Source organism: Streptomyces sp. NPDC090088 (assembly GCF_044747345.1).
GTDB lineage: Bacteria > Actinomycetota > Actinomycetes > Streptomycetales > Streptomycetaceae > Streptomyces.
The window spans coordinates 69960-81164 of sequence record NZ_JBIVDZ010000012.1; the positions used below are offsets into that span (position 1 = coordinate 69960).

The 11205-nt window shown below is 72.3% G+C and carries 7 protein-coding genes; 3 read left to right on the plus strand and 4 right to left on the minus strand.

Annotated elements, in window-relative coordinates; genetic code table 11:
* Positions 1-2904: a hypothetical protein gene (locus ACIPSJ_RS44945; protein ID WP_401354957.1), complete on the plus strand. Its 2904-nt coding sequence runs from the start codon at positions 1-3 to the stop codon at positions 2902-2904.
* 46 nt (positions 2905-2950) lie between these two features.
* Here ACIPSJ_RS44945 and ACIPSJ_RS44950 read toward each other — a convergent pair whose 3' ends face one another.
* Complete coding sequence (locus tag ACIPSJ_RS44950; protein ID WP_401354959.1) at positions 2951-3973, minus strand: VOC family protein; 1023 nt, start codon at positions 3971-3973, stop codon at positions 2951-2953.
* Entirely contained in the window at positions 3970-4842 is an 873-nt protein-coding gene (locus tag ACIPSJ_RS44955; RefSeq protein ID WP_401354962.1) for an alpha/beta hydrolase, read from the minus strand. Before ACIPSJ_RS44955 ends, ACIPSJ_RS44950 begins: the two co-directional genes overlap by 4 nt.
* Positions 4843-4970: 128 nt before the next feature.
* On the opposite strand from ACIPSJ_RS44955, the gene ACIPSJ_RS44960 reads away from it, so the two are divergent.
* Positions 4971-5840 (plus strand): DUF1963 domain-containing protein, encoded by an 870-nt coding sequence (locus ACIPSJ_RS44960; RefSeq protein WP_401354965.1) that lies wholly within the window; start codon positions 4971-4973, stop codon positions 5838-5840.
* A 50-nt stretch (positions 5841-5890) separates the two neighbouring features.
* Here ACIPSJ_RS44960 and icmF read toward each other — a convergent pair whose 3' ends face one another.
* Positions 5891-9121, minus strand: a complete 3231-nt coding sequence (gene icmF, locus ACIPSJ_RS44965; RefSeq protein ID WP_401354967.1) for a fused isobutyryl-CoA mutase/GTPase IcmF — start codon at positions 9119-9121, stop codon at positions 5891-5893.
* Positions 9122-9298: 177 nt separating this feature from the next.
* On the opposite strand from icmF, the gene ACIPSJ_RS44970 reads away from it, so the two are divergent.
* The gene (locus ACIPSJ_RS44970) at positions 9299-9529 is read left to right on the plus strand and encodes a hypothetical protein (RefSeq protein ID WP_401354969.1); all 231 of its coding nucleotides are present in this window, start codon (positions 9299-9301) and stop codon (positions 9527-9529) included.
* A gap of 62 nt (positions 9530-9591) precedes the next feature.
* Here the strand turns inward: ACIPSJ_RS44970 and ACIPSJ_RS44975 are convergent, their stop codons facing one another.
* Positions 9592-10986 (minus strand): DEAD/DEAH box helicase, encoded by a 1395-nt coding sequence (locus ACIPSJ_RS44975; RefSeq protein WP_401355452.1) that lies wholly within the window; start codon positions 10984-10986, stop codon positions 9592-9594.
* Between the last annotated feature and the right edge of the window lie 219 nt (positions 10987-11205).

Genomic DNA, 11205 nt, shown 5'->3' on the forward strand with positions numbered 1-11205 from the left:
ATGACGGACGCGACCGACGCACCGGTGCAGCTGTACGGGGAGCCGTTCGACAGCGGCTTCGCCGCGGCCCACGAGCTGCACCTGGCCGCCGACTTCGAGGCCGCGTACGCCGTCTACGACGAACTGCTGGCCCTGGCCGAGTCCCTGGAGGACTCCCCCGACGTACGGTTCCTGCGCGCACACCTGCTGGCCGACCTCACCAGCGTGCTCCTCACCGGCTCGGACCTGCCCCGGGCCGAGGACACCAACGAGCGGTCCCGTGCGCTGCTCGACAGCGTCGCGTCGGCGCCGATGGGACCATGGGGCCGTCAGCTGTGGCTGGAGATCCGGCTGCGGACGCTGATCGCGAGGTCCGCCGTACTGAGCGACACGGGGCGGCTGGACGAGGCCCTGGCCTGTCTCGACGAGGCGGCTGCCACCCTGCCCGGGTTCGACGACCCCGACGGGCTGCGCGCCGCCGAACTCGGCCTGAGCCGGGTGCTGTTGCTGATGACACGGGGCGAGTGGGGCAGCGCCGAGGAACAGGCCGCGCTGCTGCTGTCCACCACTCCGGAGACCGCGGCGGAGACCGTGCCGCGTCTGCTGACCGCGCTCGGCGCGATCTGTACGGCGACCGGCCGGTACGACCCGGCCGAGGACTACTTCGCCCGGGCGGAGGATCGCTTCCGGGCTCTGGGCGACACCGGTGAGCAGCAGACGCTGCTCGGGCACCGCGCGTTCCTCGCGATGGAGCGGGGTGAACTCGACCTGGCGGAGCGGCTGTTCGCGGAGGCGTCCGCCGTGTTCGAACGGCAGCGGCAGTTCGGGGACCTGGCGGCCTGCGAGCAGGCCCGCAGCCATCTCGCCGGGCTGCGCGGTGACTCGGCGGGCGCACAGGGCCTGATGGAGGCGAGCCTGGAGCGCTTCGCGCGGCTCGGTGCCTCGGTCGCCGCCGCCGACACCATGCTGCTGGGCGCCCAACACGCCTACGAGCGGGGCGACATCGAGGAGATGCAGCGCCTCGCGCAGGAGGCCCGTGACGTCTATCAGGCCCGGCAGATCCACGAGCGGTGTGCGCAGGTCGACCTCATGCTCGCGCGCACCCTTGAGGACAACCTGGAGCGGACGGACCACGGCGACCACGAGCGGGCGTCCGTCGACACCGCGCTCTCCCTCGCCCTGCCCGCCGCGCTGGCGCTGGCCGCGGCCCGCCACGACTTCGTCACCGCCCACGCGCGCAGCCAGTGGCTCGAACTGGCCGACGACGCCATGCGGTTGGCCTTCCGGCTGGCCGTGCGCCGCCAGGACCAGGGGCTCCTCTTCGAACTGGTGGAACACCGCGCCGCGGGCGCCGCACTGGCCCTGGGCGGTGCACCGGGGCCCGTCGCATCCTCCGCCCCGGACCGGGTCCCGGTCTTCCCGGACCCCGCCATGAAGGCGTACGGCGACGGCGACGGGGCCATGACGCTCGGGGGTGTCGCCGCGGAGGCCGCCGCGTCCGTCGGTCTGCGGGTCGCGCCGCCGCCGAAGGTGCGGATGTCGGCGGAGTCCGGGCGGGTGGCGCTGCAGGAGTACATCGCGGCGGCCGAGTTCCGCTACGGCCGGCGGATCGTGGACGCGGAGGAGGTGCCGTTCTGGAACACCGACGAGCTGACCGCCCGTCCGGTGGTCCAGGTCCGCCTCGCCGACGCGGGCGACCTGTTCATGACGTGGACCTGGGCCGGTGGCGCGCGGGGGTTCGGCACCGGGCGCGGCCCGGCCGCCGAAGTCGACGGCGCGGTGGCGGAGTTGGCCGCCGCGCTGCCCGGGGCGGGCGAGGGCGCGACGGGGATGCGCCGCGCCTTCGAGTCGGGCGCGCTGGCCGACCCCGGCACCGAGCGGCAGCTGGCGCGGACGCTGGGCGAGGCACTGTGGCCGGCGGGGCTGACGGCGCAGATCCGCCAGGTGTCGGCGCGGGCGGGCCGTCCGCTGGTCCGCGTCCAGCCGTCGCCGCGGGTCGCCCAGGTGCCCTGGGAACTGCTGGCCGTGGACGACGGGGACGTCCGGCTGCTCGATCTGGCGGACGTAGTGACGACGGCCCCGACCTCGCTGCGGCGCCAGAGCCCGCCGGAGCGTACGGACCCGTCCTCCCGGACGGCACCGGACGGCGGTCCGGTCGTCCTCGTGCTCGACCCCCGGGTGCCCGGCTTCCGCGCGGACTCCGCGCTCGGTTCGGTGCTGGGGCCGCCCGGCTCGGATCCGGACCTGCTCTCCCTGGTACGGAGCCACCTCGACGCGGGCACGGCACAACCGGCCCCGGCCACCCCGGCGGAGGCGTTCCGCCGCACCGACCTGGACCGGGACTGGCTGAGCGGTGTGCTGCGCAAGGGGGCGCGCAGACTGCTGTACGTCGGTCATGTAAGCGGCGCGCCGGTCGAGGGCGGGCAGAGCGAGGACGGCACCCTCCACCTGAGCTGCGGCCAGGAGACGGTCGGCCTGACCGAACCGGTCCGTACGCACCGGCCGTTGTCGGCGAAGGACCTTCTGCTGGGCACGCTGCCCCTGCGCGGCGACGGTGAGCCGGGCGCGCGGATCTGGCCCGCGCCGCCGCGGGTCGCGCTGATCGGCTGCGAGAGCGGGGGCGATCTGCGGTTCGCCGAGTCGTTCGGTCTGGCCACGGCGATGCTGCACAACGGTGCCGAACTCGTCACCGCCACCCGCTGGGTACTGCCGACCAGCTTCGCCTTCCACCGGCTGGCCGGTGTCCCCGAGTCCGTCCGCCCGCTGTCGGAGGCGGTGCTCGCCGTCGACGCCGCCCATGAGGACCCCGACCCCGTGGCCCGGCTCGGCCACTGGCAGCGCGAACGGCTCGACCTGTGGCGGGCGGGGGGCCGGATCGAACACGCGCCCCTGCTGTGGGCGGCCCTGACGTCCATCGTCGTGTGACCACGGGAGGCGTTCCGGGGGGGCGTCACCCGGGGCGCGAGGCCGGTCAGTCGTCGGCGATGCCGGAACCGCTGAGGGCGGGCACGGTGTTCTCCTGGCGGGCCAGGGAGCGGGTGCCGGCCCGGAACTGGGCGAGCTTGTCGACGATGGTCTGCCCGACCGGAAGGTGTCCCCAGACGCTGATGCCCTGGTGGGTGCTGGGTTCCCAGGTCGACTCGTCGATGACGACGGGGTTCCAGCCGACCTCCCATTCGAAGCCGGAGGGGGTTCGGGCGTAGTAGGACAGTTCACGGTCGTTGGTGTGCTGTCCCACGGACAGGGCCATGTCGAAGCCGAGTTCGTGGACGCGCTGGTAGCTGTGGGCGACGTCGTCGAGGCTCGCGGCCTGGATGTTGAGGTGCTGGACGCGGGTGCGGATCGGGTCGATCGGCAGGCCGACGGTGTTGGCCACCGCGATGGAGTGGTGGCGTTCGTTGACCCGCAGGAAGCGGATCTTGAGCTTGACGCCGCTGATGGTCTCGTCGATGCGGTCGGTCAGGCGGGCGTCGAAGACGGTGTCGAAGTAGCCGCGGATACGCGTCGGCCTGGTGGAGGTCAGGGCGATGTGGCCCATGCCGGAGTCGCCGGTGACGAAACCGGAGGCCAGCATGCGCGGGGGCTCGGCGGACTTCACCGGGGTGGTGTAGATCTCCTGCGTGATGCCCTTGGGCCCGGGGAAGCGCAGCAGGCGTTCGACGCCGCGCAGCGCGGCCTCCTCGTCGGTGCCGGCGACGAGGGGGACGCCGTGGGCGCGGATGCGGGCCTCGATCCGTTCGAAGGCGGTGTGGTCGTCGATGTGCCAGCCGGTGGCGACGACGTCCTCGGCGGGGCCGCGCCGCAGCAGGAACCGGCACTCCTGGTCGTCGAGGCGGAACCGCATCAGGTCGCGGGAGACCGCGTCGTGGTGCATGCCGATGGCGTCGGTGCCGAAGCGGCGCCAGTCGGCGAAGCGGTTCGTCTCGATGACGATGTAGCCGAGGTGGACGGCACCGAACACGGACGGGGCACCGTACCCGTCCCCCGTGGTCATCGGTGGCCCACCAGGAAGTCGGAGCACACGCGGTTGAACAGGCCGGCCTGTTCGAACTGCACCCAGTGCCCGGTGTTGGCCACCACGTAGAGATCGCAGTTGGGCAGCTGGTCGGCCAGCATGCGCCCCCCGGACGGGCGGTTCACCTGGTCCTTGGCACCCCACAGCACGAGCGTGGGCACGGGCAGCCGGCTCAGGCGCGGGTCGCGGGTGAAGTCGCTCTTCCACAGGGTGCGCAGCGCGCCCCGGCCGGAGGGCCGCCTCAGCGGCGGGGAGGCGACGACCTCCGGGTCGATGCTGGCCCGGTAGCGCTCGTCAATCGCGGAGTCCGGGACGCCGGCGGCGTTGAAGACCAGGTAGTTGCGGATGAACTTCTCCAGCTTCGGCCGGGACGGTCCGTCGCCGTTGTAGTAGGCGAGCAGGCTCCTCAGACCGGCGGTGGGCACGGTGCGGGTGGTGCCGACACCACCGGGGCCCATCAGGACCATGCGGTCGACCCGGTCGGGCGTGTCCAGGGCCAGCCGCAGGGCGCAGGCGCCGCCGTAGGAGTTGCCGACCAGGTGCGCCCTGTCCAGGCCGAGCCGGTCGAGCAGACCGCGGATGTGGTCGGCGAGGTGGCCGAAGGGGTCGGCGCCGTCCACGCCCTTGCTGCTGCGGCCGTAGCCGGGCAGGTCGGGAACGATGACCCGGTACTGCGCGGCCAGGCCCGCGATGTTGCGCGTGTAGTTGGAGACGCCGGAGGCCCCGGGGCCCCCGCCGTGCAGCAGCAGCACCGGCGGGCCCTCGCCCGTCTCCGCGACGAAGATCTTCTTCCCGCCGACGTCGTACGTCGTCTCCTGCATCACCGGCAGGCCGGTCGGTGTGGTCATGTCGTGTGCGGCTCCCACCTTGCCGTAGCGTTCATTCCAATTGGAACGAGCACTACGGTAATCAGGGCACCGGATGCCGTCAAGGGCGCTCTCCCCGCGGTGTCAGTGCCTCCCTCTACGGTTTGCCCATGACTCCAGAGCTGTGGGACCGGTTAACGCCCTTCCGTGACAAGGCGATCGCGCGCGGCATCCCCGCCACCGACGTGGAGCGATGGCTGACGGCCGCCGCCCGCCCCTGCGCGACCCTGACGCGCGACGGGGGTGGGGACGGTCCGGTCGTGGGCCGGTTCGGCGGTCCGCTCCTGCTCCCCGCCGATGTCCCGGACCCCGTCCACCCCTTCGTCGCCTCCATCGACCTCGCGGCCCTGCCCGCCGGCACGACGGACCTGCCCCTGCCTCCCGACGGCGACCTGCTGCTCTTCGCCTACCCCGAGACCGCCGACGACTACGAGACCATGGGCAGTGCGGTGTACGTCCCCGTCGGCTCGCCCGTGGTGGAACGGGACAGGCACGCCTGGAACCCCTTCGAGATCGACGACGACGAGGCGATGTTCGAGGAGTTCCCGCACGGTCCGCTACGAGCGACGGCCCAGGTCTCCCTGCCCTACCACCACACGGTCGAACTCCTCGGCGGACCGGGGAACAGGCCGCTTCCGGAACATCCGCGCGCCGAGGAACTCGTCGCCGTCTGGGAGAGCACGCGTCAGGACATCGCCCCCGAGGGGCCACTGCGGATCGGCGGATACGCCGACGAGGAGGCCATCGAGACCGACCCGGTCGCCACCGCCGTGTCCTGGGCCGTGAAGGCCGCGGCAGCGGGCCGCTGGGACGGACCGGTCTCGGCCGACGTCTCGGACTGGGTACTCCTGGGCGACTGGCAGGCCGGCATGGATGTGGAGGGCTGGGAGAGCGCCACCGTCCACTGGGTGATCCAGCGCGACGACCTGGCCGCACGGCGCTTCGACCGCACGTTCACCTCGGTCTTCTGGAACCCCTGACCGCGTCCCGGCGGGCGCGCTCCGACATGGTCGCGGTACCCCGGGAGGCGTCAGACGTTCCGGCGGTACTGCCCGCCGACCTCGAAGAAGGCATCGGTGATCTGCTGGAGGGTGCAGACGCGGGCGGCGTCCATGAGGACGCCGAACACGTTGGCGTCGCTCGTGGCGGCCACCTTCAGTGCGGCGAGGGCGGCATGGGCGTCGTCCTGGTGTCCGTCCCGGTAGCCGCGCACGCGCCGCAGCTGGGCCGCCTTCTCCTCCTCGGTGGCGCGGGCCAGTTCGACGGCGCCGGGTTCGGCGGTGTCGGCGTGCGGGTTGCGGAAGGTGTTGACGCCGATGATCGGCAGGGTGCCGTCGTGCTTGCGCTGCTCGTAGAGCATCGACTCGTCCTGGATACGGCCGCGCTGGTAGCCGGTCTCCATGGCGCCGAGCACGCCGCCACGCTCGCTGATCCGCTCGAACTCCTGGAGGACGGCCTCCTCCACCAGGTCGGTGAGTTCGTCGATGATGAACGACCCCTGGAGCGGGTTCTCGTTCATGGCCAGGCCCCACTCCCGGTTGATGATCAGCTGGATGGCCAGGGCCCGGCGGACGGAGTCCTCGGTGGGGGTGGTGACCGCCTCGTCGTAGGCGTTGGTGTGCAGGCTGTTGCAGTTGTCGTAGATCGCGATGAGCGCCTGCAGGGTGGTGCGGATGTCGTTGAAGTCCATCTCCTGGGCGTGCAGGGAGCGCCCGGAGGTCTGGACGTGGTACTTCAGCTTCTGGCTGCGCTCGTTCGCGCCGTACTTCTCCTTCATCGCCACCGCCCAGATCCGGCGGGCGACCCGGCCGAGGACCGCGTACTCGGGGTCCATGCCGTTGGAGAAGAAGAACGACAGGTTGGGCGCGAAGTCGTCGATGTGCATGCCGCGGGCGAGGTAGGTCTCGACGTAGGTGAAGCCGTTGGCGAGGGTGAAGGCGAGCTGGCTGATGGGGTTCGCCCCGGCTTCGGCGATGTGGTAGCCGGAGATGGACACCGAGTAGAAGTTGCGGACCTGGTGGGCGATGAACCACTCCTGGATGTCGGCCATCATCCGCAGCGAGAACTCGGTGGAGAACAGGCAGGTGTTCTGGCCCTGGTCCTCCTTCAGGATGTCCGCCTGCACGGTGCCCCGGACGTTCGCCAGGGCCTGCGCCCGCAGTTCGGCCGCCTCCTCGGCGGTGGGCTCGCGCCCCTCGGCGGCCCGGAACCCGTCGATCCGCTGGTCGACGGCGGTGTTGAGGAAGAACGCGAGGATCGTCGGCGCCGGTCCGTTGATGGTCATGGAGACCGAGGTCGTGGGCGCGACGAGGTCGAAGCCGTCGTAGAGCGCCTTCATGTCGTCCAGCGTGGCGACCGAGACCCCGGAGGTGCCGACCTTGCCGTAGACGTCGGGGCGTTCGTCCGGGTCGCGGCCGTAGAGGGTGACCGAGTCGAAGGCGGTGGACAGCCGGGTGGCGGGCTGGCCCTCGGAGAGCAGCTTGAAGCGGCGGTTGGTGCGGAACGGGTCGCCCTCGCCGGCGAACATCCGGGCCGGGTCCTCGCCGTCGCGCTTGAAGGGGAACACCCCAGCGGTGAAGGGGAAGCGGCCGGGGAGGTTCTCCCGGCGCCAGAAGCGCACCAGTTCGCCGTGGTCGGTGAACCGGGGCAGGGCGACCCGGGGAATCTTGTTGCCCGACAGCGACTCCCGGGTCAGCTTGGTACGGATCTCCTTGTCGCGGACCTTCACGACCTGCTCGTCGCCCGAGTAGGCGGCCACGACGGCCGGCCAGCCGGCGAGCTGTTCGGTGATGTCGCGCGGGAGGCCGGCGCGGGCGTCGTCCAGCAGCGACCGTACGTTCGCGGCGTCGGAGCCCGCCGCGAGCAGCTCCCGCTCCACCTCCGCGAGGCGCTGCTCGCGCCGGGCCGCCTCGGACAGCCGCTCGGTGGCCGCGTGATAGGCGCGGACGGTGTCACCGACCTCGGCGAGGTAGCGCACCCGGTCCGCCGGCACCACCTGACGGATCCCGGACGAGTGGCGTACGGTCACCGGCGCCAGCAGGCCCTCGGGCAGCGGCAGCCCCCGCTCGGCCAGCGTCGCCTTCAGATGCTGGTAGAGCGCGGTGACACCGTCGTCGTTGAAGGTGGCCGCCGAGGTGCCGAACACCGGCATGTCCTCGGGCCGCATCCCGAACGCCTCGCGGTTGCGGACCAGTTGACGGCCCACGTCGCGCAGCGCGTCCTTGGCGCCGCGCCGCTCGAACTTGTTGATCGCCACGACGTCGGCGAAGTCGAGCATGTCGATCTTCTCCAGCTGCGAGGCGGCGCCGAACTCCGGCGTCATCACGTACAGCGAACTGTCGACGAACGGCACGATCGCCGCGTCGCCCTGCCCGATGCCCGGCGTCTCCACGATCACCAGGTCGAAGCCCGCGGCCTTGACCACATCGATCACATCGGAGAGATGCTCGGGCACTTCACGACCGCCCCGCGTGGCCAGGCTCCGGAAGAACACCCGGTTCCCGTCGAGGGAGTTCATCCGGATCCGGTCGCCGAGCAGCGCGCCACCGCCCCTGCGGCGGGTCGGGTCGACCGCGATCACCGCGATCCGCAGCTTGTCCTGCTGGTCCACCCGGAACCGGCGCACCAGCTCGTCCGTGAGCGAGGACTTGCCCGAACCGCCGGTGCCGGTGATCCCGAGGACCGGCACCGGTCGCCGTTCCGCCGCCGACCGCAGCCGCTCGCGGAACTCGTCGGACAGCCTGCCCAGTTCGGCCCCGGTGACGGCACGCGCCACCGCGAACCGGTCCCCCGCCAGCACGGCGTCCGCGTCGGCCCGCTTCGCGCCCCACAGGTCGAAGTCGCAGTCCCTTACGACCGAGTTGACCATCCCGGCGAGCCCCATCCGCTGCCCGTCCTCCGGGGAGAAGATGGTCACCCCGCTCGCCCGCAGCCGGGCGATCTCCTCGGGCACGATGACCCCACCGCCCCCGCCCACCACCCGCACGTGGTCGGCGCCGCCGGCGCGCAGCGACTCCACCAGGTACTCGAAGTACTCGACATGCCCGCCCTGGTACGACGAGACCGCCACCCCATGGACGTCCTCCTCCAGCACCGCGTCCACGACCTCCTGGACCGACCGGTTGTGCCCGAGGTGGATCACCTCGGCGCCCTGGGACTGGAAGATCCGCCGCATGATGTTGATCGACGCGTCATGTCCGTCGAACAGCGCCGATGCGGTGACCAGACGGACGGGGTGCGTGGGGCGATGCAACTCGGTCATGGGCCTTCCCGGGCGGGACGAAGGAACACTGACGGGATAGATACTAGGACGTCCTAGTAATAAATAGTAGGACGTCCAAGTAAATGCCGGAAGTCAAGGCCGCTGTGACCTACCCCGCCTTACCGCGTTCGGCGCCGCAATCGCGCGGGCTGCCCCGCCGTCCCAGCCGACGCGGCGATGTCGACTCGGCAGCCCTGCTCCTCCCGGCTGGGCGACCGCTGGTTCTTCCGGGCCCGGGAGTCGGGCTGGGCGCCGATCATCCGGACCTCGGCCGGAGGCTGCCGGGACGTGCGGCGCAAGCAGCCCGCGTTCCCGTCCTCCCTCGGCGAGTCGCTCGCACCGCTCTCGCCCTCGCTGCACCCGAGCTACGCCCCACCGTCCGCCTCCCCGACGACAGCCGGCCCATGACCACAGACCGCCACGGCGCCCTCCGGACCGTTTCCCACCCGGCCCGACGGCGGCCGTGTCGGCTACCGCCCGCCGGATGAACCGCCGCGCCGTACCCGGGCCGCCTCGCGGGCCTCCGCGAGCTTGCGGGCCTCGCTGGTCTTGCGGGAGGGCCTGCCGACGGAGCCACCCCGGGCGTCCTTGGTGCTGCCGAGGCCGCGGAAGGGGGTGTTGTGGTTCTTGGGGCGCGGTACGGCCGGTCCGCCGTCGAGGGGCGTTCCGGAGGGAGCCTTGGCGCCGGTAACGCGGCTCAGCTCGGCCTCTCCGGAGCGGACCTTGGTGACCTTGGGGGTGACGTCGGCGTCGGCCATGACCTGGCTCGTCTCGCGGCGCTGCGCGGACAGGACGAGGGTGACGACGGTGCCGGAGCGGCCGGCCCGGGCCGTGCGGCCGGCGCGGTGGAGATAGTCCTTGGGGTCGGTGGCCGGGTCGACGTTGACCACGAGGTCGAGGTCGTCGATGTGCAGGCCGCGTGCGGCGACGTTCGTCGCCACCAGCGCGGTGACCTGCCCGTTCTTGAACTGGGCCAGGGTGCGGGTGCGCTGCGGCTGGGCCTTGCCGCTGTGCAGGGCGGCGGCGGCCACACCGCTGGCCCGCAGATGCCGGGTGAGCAGGTCGACGCCGTGCTTGGTGTCCAGGAACAGCAGCACGCGGCCGTCCCGGGCGGCGATCTCCGTGGTCACGGCGTACCGGTCCGGGCCGTGCACGACGAAGACATGGTGATCGATCGCGGAGGCCGAGCCGGACGAGGGGTCCACGGAGTGGACGGCGGGGTCGCGCAGGTAGTCCCGCACCAGCCGGTCGACGTCGCGGTCGAGGGTGGCGGAGAACAGCATCCGCTGCCCGTCCGGACGCACCTGATCCAGGATCTCGGTGACCTGCGGCAGGAACCCCATGTCACACATCTGGTCGGCCTCGTCCAGGACCGTGATGCGCACCCGGCCCAGCCGGCAGGCCCTGCGCTCGACGAGGTCGTGCAGCCGACCGGGCGTGGCGACGACGATCTCGGCGCCGTCCCGCAGCTCGGCGGCCTGCCGCCCGAGGGACACTCCGCCCACCACGGTCGTGAGCCGCAGCCGCAGCGCCTCGGCGTACGGGGTGAGCGCCTCACCGACCTGCTGCGCCAGCTCCCTGGTGGGCACCAGCACGAGCGCCAGCGGCTCCTTGGGCTGTGCGCGCCGCCCGGCCGTCCGGGCGAGCATCCCCAGGCCGAAGGCGAGCGTCTTGCCGGATCCGGTGCGGCCCCGGCCCAGGACGTCCCGTCCCGCGAGCGCGTTCGGCAGCGCCGCCGCCTGGATGGGGAAGGGCACCGTCACCCCCTGCTCGCCGAGCACCCGCAGCACGGCGGCCGGCAGCCCCAGCTCCGCGAAGGACGCCGCCGGGGGCAGCGCCGCGGTGCCGTCCGGCACATCGGCCACCGCACCCTGCTGGCGGGTATCGGAACGTGCTGATTCGCTCACAGAAAGCCTTCCTCCGAAGGGACCGTACCGAGGAAGGCGCGGCGGGGACGCGGCCACCGGCCGGGGACCGTGAGCCCGGCACCCACACAGTGACGCTGCAAACGGCCTACGGTAGCACGGGGCGCATCGCGCCGGCCTGCCGCGGGCGCGCCGTCAACCCTCACGTCGCGCGCCCCC